The sequence below is a fragment of the Algibacter sp. L4_22 genome (assembly GCF_023473045.1).
GTDB lineage: Bacteria > Bacteroidota > Bacteroidia > Flavobacteriales > Flavobacteriaceae > Algibacter.
Map to the genome: position 1 here is coordinate 44,145 of NZ_JAMCOK010000002.1, position 17,688 is coordinate 61,832.

General features: G+C 31.0%; 15 protein-coding genes. 7 read left to right on the top strand and 8 right to left on the bottom strand.

Features of this window, described 5'->3' with window-relative positions:
* Positions 1–38: 38 nt before the first annotated feature.
* Complete coding sequence (locus tag M4I23_RS04820) at positions 39–1,730, top strand: patatin-like phospholipase family protein (RefSeq protein WP_158850210.1); 1,692 nt, start codon at positions 39–41, stop codon at positions 1,728–1,730.
* Positions 1,731–2,728: 998 nt separating this feature from the next.
* On the opposite strand, the gene M4I23_RS04825 is transcribed toward M4I23_RS04820, so the two are convergent.
* From M4I23_RS04825 to M4I23_RS04840, 4 genes are read right to left on the bottom strand one after another with little or no spacing between them, the layout of a single operon-like run.
* Positions 2,729–4,117, bottom strand: coding sequence for a TolC family protein (locus tag M4I23_RS04825; RefSeq protein ID WP_249753641.1), 1,389 nt, complete (start codon positions 4,115–4,117; stop codon positions 2,729–2,731).
* A gap of 5 nt (positions 4,118–4,122) precedes the next feature.
* Positions 4,123–5,478 (bottom strand): HlyD family secretion protein, encoded by a 1,356-nt coding sequence (locus M4I23_RS04830; protein WP_249753642.1) that lies wholly within the window; start codon positions 5,476–5,478, stop codon positions 4,123–4,125.
* Between the two features lie 3 nt (positions 5,479–5,481).
* Complete coding sequence (locus M4I23_RS04835; protein WP_249753643.1) at positions 5,482–7,146, bottom strand: peptidase domain-containing ABC transporter; 1,665 nt, start codon at positions 7,144–7,146, stop codon at positions 5,482–5,484.
* The gene (locus M4I23_RS04840; protein WP_158850196.1) at positions 7,139–7,819 is read right to left on the bottom strand and encodes a TetR/AcrR family transcriptional regulator; all 681 of its coding nucleotides are present in this window, start codon (positions 7,817–7,819) and stop codon (positions 7,139–7,141) included. Before M4I23_RS04840 ends, M4I23_RS04835 begins: the two co-directional genes overlap by 8 nt.
* Before the next feature lie 203 nt (positions 7,820–8,022).
* On the opposite strand from M4I23_RS04840, the gene M4I23_RS04845 reads away from it, so the two are divergent.
* From M4I23_RS04845 to M4I23_RS04860, 4 genes are all read left to right on the top strand, one after another.
* Positions 8,023–8,445, top strand: a complete 423-nt coding sequence (locus M4I23_RS04845) for an MgtC/SapB family protein (protein ID WP_158850194.1) — start codon at positions 8,023–8,025, stop codon at positions 8,443–8,445.
* Between the two features lie 37 nt (positions 8,446–8,482).
* On the top strand, positions 8,483–9,268 hold the full coding sequence (locus M4I23_RS04850) for a patatin-like phospholipase family protein (protein ID WP_249753644.1): 786 nt from the start codon (positions 8,483–8,485) through the stop codon (positions 9,266–9,268).
* Between the two features lie 346 nt (positions 9,269–9,614).
* Entirely contained in the window at positions 9,615–10,052 is a 438-nt protein-coding gene (locus M4I23_RS04855; protein WP_158850190.1) for a GNAT family N-acetyltransferase, read from the top strand.
* Between the two features lie 551 nt (positions 10,053–10,603).
* Positions 10,604–11,101: a hypothetical protein gene (locus tag M4I23_RS04860; protein WP_249753645.1), complete on the top strand. Its 498-nt coding sequence runs from the start codon at positions 10,604–10,606 to the stop codon at positions 11,099–11,101.
* 49 nt (positions 11,102–11,150) lie between these two features.
* Here the strand turns inward: M4I23_RS04860 and M4I23_RS04865 are convergent, their stop codons facing one another.
* Entirely contained in the window at positions 11,151–12,779 is a 1,629-nt protein-coding gene (locus tag M4I23_RS04865) for a hypothetical protein (RefSeq protein ID WP_249753646.1), read from the bottom strand.
* A 197-nt stretch (positions 12,780–12,976) separates the two neighbouring features.
* Here M4I23_RS04865 and M4I23_RS04870 point away from each other — a divergent pair, with 197 nt between their 5' ends.
* Positions 12,977–14,545: an SDR family NAD(P)-dependent oxidoreductase gene (locus M4I23_RS04870; RefSeq protein WP_249753647.1), complete on the top strand. Its 1,569-nt coding sequence runs from the start codon at positions 12,977–12,979 to the stop codon at positions 14,543–14,545.
* A 55-nt stretch (positions 14,546–14,600) separates the two neighbouring features.
* On the opposite strand, the gene M4I23_RS04875 is transcribed toward M4I23_RS04870, so the two are convergent.
* The 3 genes from M4I23_RS04875 to M4I23_RS04885 form a co-directional block, all read right to left on the bottom strand.
* Positions 14,601–16,010 carry a COG3014 family protein gene (locus M4I23_RS04875; protein ID WP_249753648.1) on the bottom strand — a complete coding sequence of 470 codons (1,410 nt, stop codon included), beginning with the start codon at positions 16,008–16,010 and terminating at the stop codon, positions 14,601–14,603.
* A gap of 67 nt (positions 16,011–16,077) precedes the next feature.
* Positions 16,078–16,668, bottom strand: coding sequence for a penicillin-binding protein activator LpoB (locus M4I23_RS04880; RefSeq protein WP_158850180.1), 591 nt, complete (start codon positions 16,666–16,668; stop codon positions 16,078–16,080).
* Between the two features lie 36 nt (positions 16,669–16,704).
* The gene (locus M4I23_RS04885) at positions 16,705–17,127 is read right to left on the bottom strand and encodes a hypothetical protein (RefSeq protein WP_158850178.1); all 423 of its coding nucleotides are present in this window, start codon (positions 17,125–17,127) and stop codon (positions 16,705–16,707) included.
* A 233-nt stretch (positions 17,128–17,360) separates the two neighbouring features.
* Here M4I23_RS04885 and M4I23_RS04890 point away from each other — a divergent pair, with 233 nt between their 5' ends.
* Complete coding sequence (locus tag M4I23_RS04890; RefSeq protein WP_042495150.1) at positions 17,361–17,552, top strand: cold-shock protein; 192 nt, start codon at positions 17,361–17,363, stop codon at positions 17,550–17,552.
* Positions 17,553–17,688 lie beyond the last annotated feature (136 nt).

Here is a 17,688-nt window from a genome sequence, read left to right on the forward strand (position 1 = left end):
TATAACTATCTTTAAACCATAAAGACACAAAACATACCATGGCAAAAGAATTAGATAAAAATTCAGAATTTATACCTTTTGAAAGTATTGGACTTTGTTTTAGTGGTGGTGGTTATCGTGCTACTTTTTTTGCTTTAGGCGTATTATCTTATCTCGATCAAGCTTCTTATAACAATAAATCGCTATTAAAAGCCGTAAAGGCATTGAGTACAGTAAGTGGAGGTACCTTAACAGGTGTTGGCTATGCTAAAGCGGTTCAAATGCCAGATTATAATTTTAAAACCTTTTTTAAAAATTTCTACAATACGTTTACACCAGAAAACGATGTGCTTCTAGAAAGTGCTATTGCCAAATTAGAAAATGATACTGTTTGGAAAGCCAATCCATATAAAAATAGATCTCTAATTAACGCTTTTGCTTTAACATATTCCGAAATGCCCATATTTGAAGGTACCTTCGGAAAGTTTAAAAAAGATAAAATAAAACAACTTGAGCAAGTATGTTTCAATGCTACAGATTTTTCTTTCGGGTTAACTTATCGCTTTCAAAATCGAGGTTATTTTGGAAATAATCCACTTTATAAAAACCATCAAAAAGAAATTAATGCTTTACGCGATGCAGTAGAATTAGGAGATGTAATTGCATCATCATCCTGTTTTCCTGTTGGTTTTGAACCCTTGATTTTTCCAGACGATTATTTTAAAGACCACAACGATGCTTCATATAAAAATTTAAAAGGGTTAGATACTTTTATAGACGGCGTAGGTATAATGGATGGTGGTATTGCAGATAATCAAGGTATTGGTAGTATGATGCTTATTAGCGATAGAATGAAAGGTAATTTAGATTTAATAATTGTTAACGATGTTGGTAGTTATAAAATGAAACCTTGGCAACAAGATGCCACTAAAATTGAAAAGAAATCTACCGCCAAACGAGTTATAAATAAGGTATTGCAATATTTTTCAATTAAACCCATTTATTGGATTATTCTATTGGTTGGTTTGCTAATTTTACTTTTGAACAATATGAAGGTTTTTGGGCCAACAGATTATGTGGGTTGGTATATTTTAGGAAGTACTCTTTTTGGTATGGGTTTACTTTTAACGGTATTTGGCCTTGTAGCATCATCCGTTAAAATAGCGGTGCTTTCTAGATTGAAACATGTATTTAATAAGAATATACCCGAAGCTTTACTTGATGATATTTTAACTTTTGAAAAATTGGATATTAGCTTAATACAAGTAATGCTTTCTAACCGTATAACATCGGCTATGACCATGATAAACGATGTGTTTCTAAAGCAAATGCGTCGTGTAAATTACGATTTGTTTTATTCTAAAAGTCAGTTAAAAAACAAACGCATTACAGCAACTGTTTATAAATTGAATGGTAAGAAATCACCATATAACAACAGTCCTGGTTATAATAAAGCAATAAAATTGCCTAGCAAAAATTTAGAAAGTGTTTGCTTAACAGCTTCCGAAACTCCAACAACTTTATGGTGGGATAAAAAAGATATTGTAAAAAATAGAATGCAAACTTTAATTGCCTGCGGACAGTTTACAGTTTGTTATGAACTTATGGAATATATTTTAGAATTAAAAGCCGATCCTGATAGTAATGTAACCGATTTTACAGAAATAGATAAGCTTTATGGTGCTTTACAACAAGATTGGATTAAGTTTAATAAAGAACCTTTATGGCTTGTAAATGTTTTAAATAGATAGGTGTGAGGTTCTATTTATAACTAAAAAGCTCACTTCGTAGAATATATTAAAGTATTAAGCACAAATGCGATTGTTTAGGTTCCTTGTTCGTGTACTTAAAAAAGGAAAGTAGCTCTTTTAGTTGCGAAAAACACCAACAATATATTTAGATGAAATTTTCTTTAATATCTTTTGATTGTATAACTTCTGTTTCAGTAATAAACTTCATAAAAAGATATATTGATATTACATGACAAATAACAGTTAAAACACTGAATGTTTTATCAAAATATAAAAATTTATTAATGGAACTTAATGTAATTTGGAAAATCATAAAAATTCCAGATGTTAATAATATTGTGCCAGCGCTATAGTTATCATTTAAGTAAATTATAGCGAACGTGACAGCATAAATTATTAAGCAAGTAGCGCACATTACTACAAAAAACACTTGATTATTTGGAACTATGTTTATTAATAATTTGAGAGTAGTATATATAATGTAGCTAGTTGATAATGCACTAATTAATACGGATATTGACCATATAGGTTTTAGTTTTCCTATATTAATATATCTTTTAAGAATAAGTGTACAACATATTAAATAAATGGATACTAATATTGAAATCCATACAAAATATGTTTTAAAGTCGTAAAAAGATAAAATATCAGAAAGTAACATGACAAGCAAGGCAAATACAAAAAGAGGTTTCGCTTTGTTTTTAGTAAGGTTAATATACTTTAGTAATATAGTCGCGATAACGAAAGGCATTGCATATCGTAGTATCCTTATGTCTAGATATATACTAATTATTACCGAAATCAAAAATGAAGCATAAAATAAAATATCAATAATTTTTATTTTTTTTAATGTGCTAATAATAATGGACTGGCTTGTATACATTTAAGAATTATACGCTTATTTTAGGGAAACCAAATATAATTAATTACTTCGAAAAAGAGCAATAAAATACACTTAGATTAAGTTTATACTAATAATTTAAAATAATATTGGAGTTCTATAAATTATTTAAAACCCGCAACAAATTAGATTTACTAATAAACAATTGGTATTCAATATCTATCGCCTTTAATTGGCTTTCAATAAGTTTAACTTCTCTATAATTCACCAAAAACAGAGAACCTTCACCTAAACTAAATTTACGTTCTTCACTATGTACAATTTGCTCATAATCTTTAACAATATCTTGAAGAAGATCATACTGCGTGTAATACGAATCTATTTCTTGTATAGTAGCATTTACTTTATTTTTCAAATTAACTTTAGTTGCCGAAATATCAAAACCGATGTCCTGAAGTTTCATTTTAGCTAATCTTAAATCAGCGCGTTCCTTTCTTAAAAATAAGGGAAAGCTAATATTTAATCCGCTTTTGTAATTAGCAGTATTAAAATCGTTAGCATTTTGATAATCGCTAGACAGAAAATTATACTGCAAATCTATTTTTGGCAATAAGTTATTTGTTTTTAAACGCTTATCAACAGTTAAGATTTCCTTTTTTATTTGAAGACTTTGAAGTTTAGGGTGGTTTATTATTAATTCTTCCGTGCTATTTAATACAGAACTGTTTAAAATAACATCTATTTTATCAATAGTAGTAATATCTGGAAAAACACCTTCTTCTAACTCTAAAGGAATGTTGTTTTCTATCCATAAATAGTTTGATAGTTCTAAAGCCGATTTAATATATCCAATCTTCGCTTTTTCAAAATCGAGTTTTCTATTTTTAAAATTAATACTTGCTTCCAAAGTATCAATAGCAGGTTTATCTCCAGCAAAAAAGCTGCTTTTTACATTCTGCAATCGGGTATTTGCATTTTTAAGATAATCGCTGTAAACCAATTTGGCTTGGTGATTCTTTAACCAATTAAAATAGGTAGAAATAGCATTGTATAAAATATCGTTTATTACAAGTTTTTGTTCTGCCTGCGCGTATTTTAAATACAATTTAGATTGTTTTAAAGTCGCCATGCGCTCATTGGTTAATAAACCTTTGGCCAAAGAAACTGAAACCCCAACACCATACAAACCATCTTCTGGAGTGTTATATTCAGGATTTAAATAGGTCCCGTCATTATTTTCATAATTGGCTTTAAGCTCTACACCATACCAAGTAGGGATTTTAAATGTGGTGTTTAGTTTATCGTAATACGTGGTAGATTTAAACTTTTTACGGTTATAATCTACTTCCAATTTTGGATCAAAAGCACCTCTAGATTTTAATAATTTCGCTTCACTTTCAGTTGTGATAAGTTGAGCTTGTTTTACTATAGGATGGTACTTTTTTACATACCCTAAATATTCTTCTAATGATAAAACAGGATCACTTTCTTGCGAAAAACCTACGGAAGACATTAAAAACAGTACAATAATTACAAGTTTCTGCATTCGAGTTACTTTTTATCTTTAGAATATTCAGTTTTAGTATCAGGTTTATAGAAATCAGGAGGGAAGCTATTTATTTGTCTCCAAAGTTCAAACCAAATTGGCACATCATTAAGTAGCGCAATACTTTTTGCTCCAGAACCCACACGAATCGCTTCTGGCCAAGCCACATCATCTGGGTCTGGTTTAAGTAACACACGGTATTTACCATTGCTACTAATATAGTTTTCAATGGCCACAATATTGGCGCCATAAGTACCGTAAGATACATTTGGCCAACCGCTAAACACAATAGCAGGCCAACCATCGAACTGTACACGTACATTTTCACCTTTATGTATTAAAGGTAAATCTATTGGGCGCACATACATTTCAACCGCTAAATCGTAATTTGCTGGCATAATACTTACCAATTGCTCACCATCTTTAAACGTTTCACCAATACCAGCTTTAATTGCTTTATTAATGTAGCCATCTTGTGGTGCTGTAACAAATAGTAAACTGGTACGTTTTGTGTAATTAGCTAAACTCGTTTCTAGCTTAGAAACCTCGGCTTCAGTATCGTAACCGCTCGATTGCGCCGTATATAAACCACTTTTAGCCTTCCCTAGTTTATCGCCATAAGTTGCGCTTATTGTAGATATAGCAATTTGTGCATTTATTACTTCATTTTTGGTACTTAAATATTTGTTTTGTTGCGACATTAACTTAGCTTCTGCTTCTTGCAATTTGTTACGTTTTTCTTCAACATCTTTAACTGCTTTTAAGCCTTCTTCCTGTAAAGAAATAGTACGTTTGTATTGAGTGTTTGCAATATCAGCATTTATCTTAATAGCTTCCAAATCCATGCTGTCTGTGGTTACTTTTAAATGTGCTTGCAGTAATTTATTTTTGGCAGACTCTAGCTTTAGTCTGCGCTCTTGTTGTAAAGCAGAAATTTGATTTTCTAAAGCTATTACCTTGTTTTTGTAAGCTTCTACAGACGATGATTTCACGCTAAGTTGATTGCCTGTTCGTTCCGCTAAACGTGAATCGAAATAATCACTTTTTACCTCAGAAATACGGATAATGGTATCACCTTTTTTTACAAAATCCCCTTCTTGTACAAACCATTCCTCAATACGTCCCGGTATTTGAGACTGTATGGATTGTGGTCTCTGGTCGGGTTTTAGAGTTGTTACCAAACCTGTACTCGATATATTTTGAGTCCATGGTAAAAAGACGATAATTACAATGATTATAGAAAATACTTTAAGGAATTTTTTAAATCGCTTATGGTATTCTTTATTAAAAATATCTTTCCCCGACTTAAAGGCTTTTAAGTCTATATATTCTGAAACTTTATTGTTGGTTATATTTAACATAGCTTACAGTTTATTTATAATAAGTCCTTTTTTAAGGACAATTTTCTTATTACATTTTGGCTCCCATATGTCATTATTACTTACAACAACTAAACTCCATGATTGTTCGGGGTCTGTTAAGAAGTTAATCATTTTAGAGGCTTCTTCTTTATCAAAATGATCGAAAGGGTTTTCAAGAATTAATAGTTTAGGCTGCTTAACGATTGCTCTGGCTAGTATTATTTTTTTTGAAGTGGTGTAAGCTATTTGCTTTCCTTCAGGTTTTAAAATAGTACTTAAACCTTTAATTTGCTGATGTAAAAACGTGGTTAAATTCAAGCTTTCAATAACTTCATAAATGCTATCGTCGCTAATGTTTTTATTTCCGAAAGTAATATTTTCTCTTATTGTACCTTCAAAAGGTGTTTCTTCTGAAAGTGATACACCTAAATTGGAACGATATTCATTTTTAAAGAGACTCTGAATAGAGAGATTGTTTATATAAATATATCCAGAAGTTGGAGAAATAAGACCAGAAATAAGTTGTAATAAACTAGATTTTCCAGAGCCACTTTCACCTTTTATTAAAATTTTATCTTTTGGATTTATAGTAAAGGAAATGTCGCTCAAAATAGGTTTATAACGTTTTTCAACTTGATATGAAACATTTTGAAACTCAATAGTTAAATCGGCGTTTTCCTTAATAGCTTCTCCTTGTTGAGATTCTATCGGCATGTCTACAACTTGTCCTAATTTTTCAATAGAAGTCAAAACATCATAAAAAGATTCTAAACCACTAATTAATTTTTCAACTGAAGTAATAATTAAAAGTATAATGATTTCTGCGGCAACAAATTGCCCAATATTCATCCTTTGATCCAAAACTAAAAAACCACCTATTACTAATAACCCTAATGTTACTAATACTTTAAAACCTATAAGTTGAATAAACTGCATCACTAAAATTTTAAAGTGATTCTCTCTAGATTCTAAATACTCTGAAACTAGATCGTCACTTTTTTCCATTGCCAAACTTGTTTTTCCTGAAAGTTTAAAACTAATAATGGTACGAGCAATTTCTTGTAGCCAATGCGCAACTTTGTATTTGTTTTTCGATTCTTTTAAACTTGTGTCTAACCCGCGTTTGGCTGTATATTTAAACACTACATATATAAGTAATAATAACAGCATCCCGAAAATGATAAAGAAAGGATGGTAGAACGACAGTAAAATTAAGGCAAATATAATTTGTAATAATGCCGAAGGCATATCGATTAATATTTTAGATAACCCTTTTTGAATGACTATAGTATCAAAAAAACGGTTTGCTAATTCTGGAAGATAATATTCTCGTAGCTTACTCATTTTTATCTTCGGGAAACGATAACTTAAATCTAAGGAAGCTCTAGTAAAAATACGTTGTTGTATGGTTTCTATAATGCGCATTTGCATTAAAGTTAGTATGCCAGAAAAAGCAACACCTACCGTTACTAGAAATACTAAAACAATCCAAGAGGTTGAAATTTGTGCGCCTTGTAATAAATTAATAATAGCTTGAATACCTAACGGAAGCGATAAGCTTACAAGGCCTTCGAAAATAGCATAATAAGCAATTTGATAAATATCTTTACGTTCTAATTCTACTAAACCTAAAAAGCGTTTCCAGGGTGATAAAGTGTTGTTATCCATTTATTTGAATTGTTTTTAATACCAAGTTTGTAAAAAAATCTGTGGGTGTGTTTTTTGTATCACAATTAGTGATTGTTTTAAAGTGGGATTTTAGAAAATGTTGATAAAGGGAGCCTTCTAAAATAGAACTCGCTAAGCTTAAACTGTATGTATACGTATTATTATAGACTAAAATAATTTCGGAAATGCGATAAACTACACGTCTATAAGGCATAAAGAAACCTTCTTTATTTTCTGTATCTACTTTTTTTGTGAGGTACGATTTGGAGTTTTCATTAATAATAATTTTATTTAAAAGTACTTCGTCAATATGGCTATAGTTGTTATCCTGTTTTGTTGTTCTAGTAACTATTTCTATCGCTTTTTTTAATTTTTCTTCATTACTATTTATACTATGAGTTTCTAGAACAAGCTGATATTCTATCCAACTCCAATACCAAGAGGTTAGATAAATGAGTAGTTTATGTTTACTTTCAAAATAACGATATATAGAACTCTCGTTAGAATCTATTTGGAGTCCTAATTTTTTAAAATTAAAACCTTCAAAACCTATGTCTTGAATAAGTATAATACTATTTTTAATAATTTTTTTACCTAAAGGAGATGTTTCGGGGTCTTTAAGATAAATACCGGGAGGCATTTCTATTTTGATGTTTGGTAGTAAAACATTCATGAGTAATAATTTATTATAAATATAATAGTAATACTATCACTTTTGCAAGTTTAATAGTTGTAAGTATTGATATTATCATCAATATTATTAATTTACAATAATTACCATAAGAAAGCTCTGTTTTAATAAAAAAAGTAAGGAAAAATCCTGTAATGATAAAATATAATTAATTCTTACCTTTATATCTCAATTTAATTCAAATTATGACAACGGTAGATTTCACAACTCGCTTAACAGTGGCCTTATTAGCAGGATTGGTTATTGGCTTCGAAAGGCAATTGCGTCAAAAAACGGCTGGTTTAAAAACCAATATGTTAGTAGCCTCAGGCGCCGCCATATTTGTTTTATTATCTTATATGATTAAAAATGAAGACTCAACTGTAGATGTTACCCGAATAATAGCCCAAGTTATTACAGGTGTTGGTTTCCTAGGTGCAGGTGTTATTTTTAGAGAAGGCGTAAACGTCCACGGCTTAGGTTCTGCCGCAACTATTTGGTGCAGTGCAGCCATTGGTTGTCTTGCTGCCACAGGTTTATACGTAGAAACAGCCATTTGCACTATACTTATATTGCTTATCAATTTATTTATAGAACCCTTAGATAAATGGCTAAAAAGTAGAAGATAGCCATAACTACTTTTTTAATGCACAAAAATCGTTATAAATGAAAACCAAGGCTGTAAACAAATTCGATAAAAAAATAGGGTTGGTACTTTCCGGCGGAGGAGCTAGAGCCTATGCACATATTGGGGTACTACAAGCCTTAAACGAGAATGGTATTTACCCTACACATCTTTCTGGTTCTAGCGCTGGTGCTTTAGTTGGTGCCCTGTATTGTAATGGGTATTCTCCTTTAGAAATATTAGAACTCGCCAAAAGTCATGAGTTTTTACAAATTTTTAAAATAGGATTCGTCAATAAAGAACTTACAGAAATGACGCGATTAAAGTCCTTTTTAATCCAATATCTTAAAGACGATTTTAACACCCTGAAAATTCCGCTTTCCATTTGTGCGTCCAATTTAAACTTGGGCAATTACGAAATACGATCGTCCGGGAAATTAATCGAATTTATTGCCGCCTCCTGTGCTGTTCCACTATTATTTAAACCCATAAAAATTAAAGGTCATTTATATGTCGATGGCGGTTTACTTAACAATTTACCCATAGAACCTTTACTAGAAACTTCAAATAAAATAATAGGAGTAAGCGTTAACGAACATGAATTTAAAGATAATATAAAAGGCGCTATGCAACTCACGCAGCGTTGTTTACAATTAGCCGTTTGGAATACACTACAAGAACGTATTGAAAAATGCGACGCTTCTATACTTATAGATAAGCATTTTAATTACGGAATGTTTTCCATTAGTAAATCTCAAGAATTGTTCGATATTGGATACAAACAAACTATAGACAAAATGGATAGTATTTTAAAAGCCATAGGCTAAGTTTAAATTTAGTTTCCAAACATTTTAAAACGAAAATATGAAAGCACGGAATTTTAAAGTAAAAAGTTAATACTAAAGATATTAGTAATAAATTAGAATCTACATTTAAAGATGTTAACGAGTTTGCTCTTAATCTAAATCAAGATAAAAATGATTCTGTATATATTAAAATACATTAACGGGTCCTTGAAACATTTGGAATTGGATTCTATAATAGTATCAACGTAAATGGAAAGATTGAAAAAACGAATGTTGAAAATGAATCCAAGATTAAAATTTCTTTCAAACAGCATCTTATAGTGATATTTTTATATATAAACGTTTGCAACAAGCTGAACTCAATCAAATGGAAATTAAAACTGATTTTACTATTGAACCTTGTAAAAAGGAAAATATAAAGAAAATTGTAGATGGAATTAATGAATATAATTTAAGTAAAGTTTCTGCAATTGCGGATATTTGGACACGTTTGGAGTTTGTGGCTAAAGATAAAAATGGAATTGAAATTGGCGGAATATTAGCAGGACTTGGATATTGGAATGGTCTCGAAATTAATATTCTGTGGGTAAAAGAAGGTTATAGAAAAAAAGGAATAGGAACAAGGCTTTTAAAACACGCTGAAAAAATAGCAAAGGAAAAAGGGGCTGAAATATCAATGCTCGATACGTTTGATTTTCAAGCAGAGCAATTTTACTTAAAAAATGGCTACAAACCGATTGGTGAAATGAAAGGTTTCCCGAAAGGACAAAGACGAATATATTTCTCGAAAGAACTAGACGAATAAAAACAGAGTTATCAACAATGTATAAAAATAAAGTTAAATTAGGAGCTTAACTATAGATCGTTGCTATTTTATAACATAAACGTTACCTACAAATAAAACAGAATGTATATAAATGTAAAATTGATTTTATCTACTAAAATATTATTAATAACTATCTATTTATTTCTTGCTCAAAAGTTTATTTTAAACGGTTTTATTAATTCTTACCGATTTTCTGAACAAAAATATATTTATGAATATGGAATTCTTATTTCTAAAGGATTCGTTTATTTGGCTTTCGTATTGTCATTTTTGTGTCCCTTAATAATTTGGTTAAAAATGAGAAATAACTTTAGAAAAAATCTAGAGTTGGTAATCATAGGTTTTATACCCGCTTTATATTTCATAATACTTTACACATTGTCAAGCTGAGAATAAAGAAATATGAATCTAAATTTTTAAACACCACTGTTACATTCAAAAAACAATTGCTAACACCTTAGAAAAATAATAGCGGTTTATAGCAAAGGCAGAACTTTTATTAAACATAAATACTAGGTAATACTGAAGAAATGAGAAAAATTGGAGACATATTGTTTATAATCGTGATTGGAATTCCATTAGCCATTTTGTCAATTCCTGTTATGTTATTTTTTCTACCAATTGATTATTTTAATAAAAAGCGATTTGAAAAAAAATACTCTGAATTTCTGACTAAAAATAACGGAAAGAACTTCTTCTGCTTTAATAATCGAAAAAACTCAAAAGAATATATTGAAGAAATTATTGCTCCTAATTTACTTGAAAGTATTGAAATAGTTTATTTGAACGGAAAAAAAATTGAATCGGAATATGACTCTGAATTTATTTCTGCAGCGTTATATGGACTAAAAAAATACAATAAGTTCCCCCATTTAATGAAAATCCGGAATGGTAAATTGATTGATAAATCTATAAACAATGCATTTTATAGCGTGCTAAATATGAACAAATCGAAAACTGAATTACTGAATAAAATCAATATGTTTTTCGAACTGAATAAAATAAAAAACGATCCTAAAACAATATAAAAACAATAACTCAATTTTATATTTAAACTAAGGTTGTTACAATGACATTTTACTCCATAAAAACCTTCCAGATGGCACTAATTTGTATTTTATTAGTGATTTGATCTTCACTAAGCCCTTTTATATTTGGCACCTTAACATTAAAAGGAGCAGAAGTTAAAGTAATTTCATCGTCCTTATTATTTACAACCTTGGTTTTAAGTTGCGTTAAAAACTTAACAACACGTTCTTTACCTAATACATTGGCAACATCCATCATCATGGTGTTTATTTCAGTTTCATAATTATCACAATTAATTAAAGCACCAAGCATATTAATTAAACCAAACTCGCTTATAGCAAAACCATTATAAGCAAAAGCTTCAGTAAATAATAAATCTTCTCTATCGGTTTCAATCTCTTTTTTATTTTCAGATACAAAAGCGAAACCTTCCACAGATTTCACATATTGTATTGCGCCAAGTGCCATGGCGTATTCCTTATTTACCATTATAATATCAAGTTTATAATGTAAAGCAAAATGACGCATGTTTTCTACTTCTTTTTGTTGTTTTTCTTCTAAATTTTTAATGCTCGCTTTAATAGAGAATGCATTGTTTACAATATATTCTAACTCATTTTTAGCCTCGTTAAACGTATTGTTTTCTAGATGTGTAATAAGGTTTACTATTGTAGCTTGGTAAGCTTTATCTTTAGAAAAAGTATCGGTATTACCAATTATTAATACCGCTTTTATAAAATCATTTACAGCTTTAGCATGATGAAATATTTGATCATCAATTTTAAAACTCGCTAATTTTTGAATTGGTTTAATTACTTTAGGAGATGGGGCAGAGGCTGTTTTTTTAGATACTGTATTTTTATTTAAACTTTTATAAAAATCAGAACTCAAAATAGTGGCTCGGCAAGAACTAGGAGATTCTATAAATGGCGAAAATTGCATGGTTTTTCCGTTAAAAACATACTTCAAATTATAACCTTCACCTTCTTGTATTGTTTTAACCATAGCTTCCAATTTTGGTAAAAACACAGTAGCATCAATAAAAGCTTCGTATTCTTTTAATGTATCGGTTACATGATCTCCAAAACTCTGCTGGTTCATCAGGTTGTGTAAAAGATGAAGTACAGCCATATCGTAATCTTTCAACTCAAAATAAGCTTCCGATACATCGAGCTCCATTCTTAAAAAGTCTTTATTTATAGTGGTTCCGCTGGTTCCAACAGGGGTATGTGTAAACATGGCTTTATCATAAAACGTAATAGCATCTTTGTATTTTTCTGCTGTAAAATAAATATCTGCTAAGGCATGTGTAGCCACATGATGCATATTAGCCATCTCTTTTGTAAAATGAAAAGGCGAATAATATTTTTTAATGGTTGCTTCGCTAACTTTGAGCTTGTCGGCTATATATTTTAAGGTGGTTTCGTAGTTTTTAATATTATAGCGATCTAACTTTTTAGGAAGCTGTTTCGCTAATTCTAAAAATGTTGTGTTATCCGCATATTCTTCGGTAGTTGCTAAAAAATCAATATTTTCTCGCATCATATCTATAGCATGATTATGATACATATTGGGCTCTTCCGATTGGCTCCATGATATGTAACTACATAAAAAACAAAACAGTAATGTGCTTTTAATACCTTTTAGGTTTAGACTTGGTGCAAGAAATGAACTCATATGTATTATGTTTTTTTTTCAAAACTATAAATAATCTTTATAAAAGCATGCTATTTTGTTTTTAATAGCGATAACATACGGGAAGTTGAAGGCTTAAAATATTAACAAATCATTTCAGTAAATCTAGACTAAGGTATCGTTATCTTTGCACGAATTATTTTTTATATCAAACCTATTGAGATATATCACTTTTATATATGCCAGAAGAAGATAAACAAGGCCAAATGGCTAACCACAAAATTGTTTCTCCAGAAGAAATAGAGCAATGCATTGCTATTTTAGAGCAATTAAATGCAGATACCAACCAAATGTTTGAACTTCCAGAAGCACAACGTAACGCGTTATTTAAAGCCTCGGGCTTGTTATCTCGTCCAAATCGTGATGAGTTTCAACGTCGTAGAAAAGATGCTAAAAAAGCGGCAAAACGTAAAATGATTGCCAAAGATAAACACGCACGTAAAACTACAGGTATTCGTTCGGCAAGAGAATCGGCTTTATTTGTAGCTCCTAAATTGTTAGCTGCCGCATCAATTTCTGAAGATACTCCGGAATTAGAGTCGCCTAGAAACTGCTACGTTTGTAAAACGGTATTCACCAAATTACATCATTTTTACGATACCATGTGCACGGAATGCGGCGATTTAAACTACGCAAAACGTTTCCAAACTACAGATTTAAAAGACCAAGTGGCTGTAATTACGGGTTCACGTTTAAAAATTGGTTATCATATCACCTTAATGCTTTTGCGTTCTGGCGCTACAGTTGTGGCTACTACGCGTTTTCCTGCAGATTCTGCTATCAGGTTTGCAAAAGAGGACGATTATAAACAATGGAGCGACCGTTTACATATACATGGTCTCGATTTACGCCACATACCAAGTGTAGAAATTTTCTGTAACTATATAGAGCAGAAATACGATCGCTTAGATATTTTAATAAACAATGCTGCGCAAACTGTGAGGCGTCCGTCTGGGTTCTATTTCCATTTAATGGAAAACGAAAAACTACCTATAAACCAACTGCCTAAACTAGCGCAAACGTTATTAAAGGATCATGAAAGTTGTTTGGAAGAATTATCTAGCTTAAGTGTTAGTGCTTCTAAAACGGATAAAAATAACGTATTACCTGTAACATGGCATGGACCAGAACCGGGAATTGGCTTACGAAATTCGGCCGAGCTTTCTCAAATCCCATATAGTTTTGATAACTCGTTACAAACCTCAGAGGTGTTTCCGGAAGGTGAATTGGATGCCGATTTACAACAAGTAGATTTACGTAAAACCAACAGCTGGCGTTTAAAATTAGGCGAAATTGAAACCACAGAAATGGTAGAAGTTCAATTAGTAAATGCTGTAGCCCCTTTTGTTTTATGTAACCGTTTGTCTAATTTAATGATGAAAGAGAATACGGGTAAAAAGCATATAATTAATGTGTCTGCCATGGAAGGGAAGTTCCATAGATTTAAAAAGCAAGACAGACATCCACATACAAACATGGCAAAAGCGGCCTTAAATATGTTAACACATACAAGTGCTGCTACGTTTGCAAAATCTGGAATTTACATGAATGCTGTAGATACGGGATGGGTTACAGATGAAGATCCAGCAGAATTATCCAAGAAAAAAGTGGAGGTTCACGATTTTCAGCCGCCATTAGATATTGTTGATGGTGCAGCAAGAGTTATGGATCCATTAATTGATGGTATAAATACTGGGAAACATTGGTCTGGGAAATTTTTAAAGGATTATTTCCCAATAGATTGGTAGATCTTATTTGATAAAAAGTTAAACGTTGTATTGAATAAAAATAAAGGGTGTTAGTTTAATAAGATTGCAGCGTTGTTATCTTTTTAAATTGAATACCCTTTTTACCTTTAACTTGAGTTTTTTCCTCTTTTTGAATGCCATTGGCCGTTTTTAGTGATACTGAAATGGTGTTATCACCTTTATTTAAAGGAATTCTAGCATAATAAATACTTTGGGGTAAACTTTGCCAGTTTCGTGTATCAGCATGCTCTGATAAGGCATTGAAAACACCCAAGAGTGCGCCTAAATCTGCGTTTTTATCTTTTAAATAATACTCCGATATTTTTTTGGTGCCGAGCCTAATGGCTACTTTTCCTATTTCGCGAAGCGTTCTATCTTTTAGGGTTTCAAAAGCAATAACATCATAATTTTCTACTAATTGAAAATTGATACTTGGGTTGGCATCTTTTAAAATGGTTGCGCTCGAGAAATAAGGTTTTCTTTCTACATATTTTGGAAAAGCAACATTAAAGATATCAAGATCTGAAAACGAGCCTTTTTGTCCGTAGCTTGTGCTTATCGGGATGGGTAACGTTAAGTTAAGTTCCTCATTATGGATAGAAACAATGCCATCTCTATTGCCTGGTAATATGGTAAAGTTGTAATAGCTTTGCTCCTTAAAGGGCACCAAGCCATTTTCCCAAAAAAGAATTAATTCGCTTTCTGTATTTGTGTTGTTAGCAATATAGGTTGTTTCAAAAATACTTTCATATCTATGGAGTTCATTTGTAAAACCAAGTGAAGCAGCGGTTCTTAAAATATCTTTTTTTAGTTGTTCGGGTAGAGGCGTTCCAAAAAAAGAACCTTTATTATCTAGATATAAATCTACCGCATTTCTATAAGAAATAAAGGCGTTATTAATATCGCCAGAAGCTTCGTATAAAAGACCTTGTAGGTTTAAAGCAAAAGCATCCGAGGTGTATCTATTTTTTTTACCAGCGGGATACTTATCGTTAATTTCTTGTAATTGAAGATTAATTCTTTTGGCTTCAACCAAAGCATCATCTTGTTTGTCTAGAAAAATATAATTGAGCGCTTTGTAGTAATGGATAGCAATTTTTTCAAAATCTTCTCCCATATAGGTTTCTTTTTCAGGATTTACCACCACACCTAAAACATTACTACTTAGAGCTTTTTTATTCTCTTCAATAAAAGCATCGGCCTTATTCAGAAAAGAATTACTTAACTCATAATTATTATTTAAATAAGCTATTTTTCCTTTTTCGAGATAATAAAGAAGTGAATTTCTTTTCTTTTTCAAGAATGGATTTGTGTCTATATCACGAAGCGCTTGTTCTGTGTTTCCTTGCTGTAAATCGTTTTGAAATTCTTGACTTTTAGTATTGTAAGACGCGCAACTATTCAGGCATAAAAAAATGACACATAAAGCAGTATAATACGTAATTTTTAAATATGTAGTTTTCATATACCAATGAGCACCTAGCCTTTAATTAAAAACTTCTCTAAAAAATAGAGAAGCTTTTAGAATGTTTTTAGTTTTTAATAAGCTTTTTAATTTTCTTATCGCCAATCCAAACTTTTTCGTTGGTTTGGATATTAGTAAGCTCTAAATCTATTTGGTAATAAGTTACCTTTTCTCTTTTATGAGCATCCACAATAGAATTAATATTACCTTGAAGCATAAAATCGGCACCCGTTTCTAAACCAAACTTTTTTATTGTAGACATAGATGCATTTGTTTGCTGGTCTGCACGCTCTGCTCTTAATTCCTCTCTCATTTCTCCACCAGAAACTACACGAGCCACTTCTCTTTTTATAAGTGCTTTTTCAATGTCTTTGGTAAAAGTTTCCGCTTCAATGTGTTCATGGCTTTTGTTTCTAACTAACCCCACTATTAAAACTGGTTTTTTGCCACCGTTTGCTTGCATAAAATCGGTAATCCAATTGCCGGTTAAAATTTCATCTGTTAATTCTTCAGCAGATAATCTGGAGTCGGTATCATTCCATCGGCCGCTAATATCTATTTGTGTGTCTGGAGCTACTCGTGTTATTTTTCTAGCACAAGATCCTAAAGCTAGTGATCCTACAATAAATAACCCTATAATAATATGTTGCTTTTTCATCGTTTTGTGTAATATATTTGTTGTATTCAATAAATCTTAGTCGAAAATTAAGTAGCTAAACAACCCTAATTCTAATAGCGTATTACTATTTAACCATCTGTTGTTTTGGTAATTGTAATCCGTATTATAGTTTCTATAGTTGTCATAATTATAGTATGCTGTGTTTTTAGCACGTTCAAGACGTTCTTGATGTCTCCATAAAGGGCGTTGCGATCTAAAATACGCTCTTAACTCTTTATTTTCTCTTTTTCGTTCCATAGGATCTATGGCGATATAAGTTTCTTGCAGCGTAGTACCTTGTAATAAGGTTGCATTATTAAAAGTGTTTGCTGTTACATATTTGTCTAGACTAATTTGATAGTTTGGATTTTGATTAGCAACTAATTCTACCGAATTTTGTGCTATGCCTACAGATCCTATAAAACCAATAAGGACGGTGGCTAAAAGTTTATTTTTCATGTTGTATCGTATTTAAATTAACAATAAAACCAATTATAATGCAAGTTACGTAAAGCGATAATTATAGCGGTAAAAGTTACCATTTTTAACACCATTTTATGTTTCCTTTTGAAGGGAATATAATACAGTAAAAGAAAACTATTTTTAAATGATTAGCAGTAGAAGAGGTATTATAACTTTATTGGCACTATCTTTGTAATCTTATTATCAAATTATTAAAATATAATATTATTATGAGTAAAGGAACAGTAAAATTTTTCAACGACGCTAAAGGATTTGGATTTATCACTGAAGAAGGTGTAGACAAAGATCATTTCGTACACATTTCAGGATTAGTAGACGAGATTCGTGAAGGCGATGTTGTTGAATTTGATTTACAAGAAGGAAACAAAGGACTAAATGCAGTTAACGTAAAAGTTATCTAAATATATACTTCAAGTTTTTAAAAGAGCCCATCAATTTATTTTGATGGGCTTTTTTTGTTTAAAAGGTATACTAGTCTTTTTGTTTTTAAAATAAAACATAGGGTTTCGGTTATAATAATTTAAATGATTTGTACTT